This is a genomic window from Corynebacterium sp. MSK039, from assembly GCF_030232315.1.
GTDB lineage: Bacteria > Actinomycetota > Actinomycetes > Mycobacteriales > Mycobacteriaceae > Corynebacterium.
Window position 1 is genome coordinate 1 of record NZ_JASPJL010000049.1, and the last position, 419, is coordinate 419.

Sequence of the window (419 nt, forward strand, 5' to 3'; positions counted from 1 at the left end):
TAATGTGCACCCCGGTCAGAATGAAGCACCAGGGAACCATCTGCTTCTGGCTGCTCCGCTTCAATGGCAGCAAGCAGAGTTTCCTGCGCCAACTCCATAGTGGGGTGCACGCTTGTTTTCGCGGCGACGACCTTGCCGTCAAAACAGTCGATTATGGCAGAGAGGTACACGCGACTATCGTGAGCTGCAAAAACACTGATGTCAGTTAGCCACAACTTGTTTGGGCTGTCAGCGTGAAAATTACGGTTCACCAAGTTGTCCGGAGCTGGTGAAATTTCTCCCTGATAGCTGGAGTACCTCCACTTGCGTTTCGGAAAGCGGGGCACGATTCCTTCTTCGCGCATGAGGCGACGAACAACCTTCTCGCTGATGATGATCCCACGATGACGCAACTCCCACCACATGCGTCGATAGCCGTA

The 419-nt window shown here is 53.5% G+C and carries 1 protein-coding gene; it reads right to left on the reverse strand.

The features are described from left to right. Nucleotides 1-419, reverse strand: a 419-nt coding sequence (locus tag QP997_RS09775; RefSeq protein WP_284847006.1) for an IS3 family transposase, incomplete at both ends; no start/stop codon positions are given.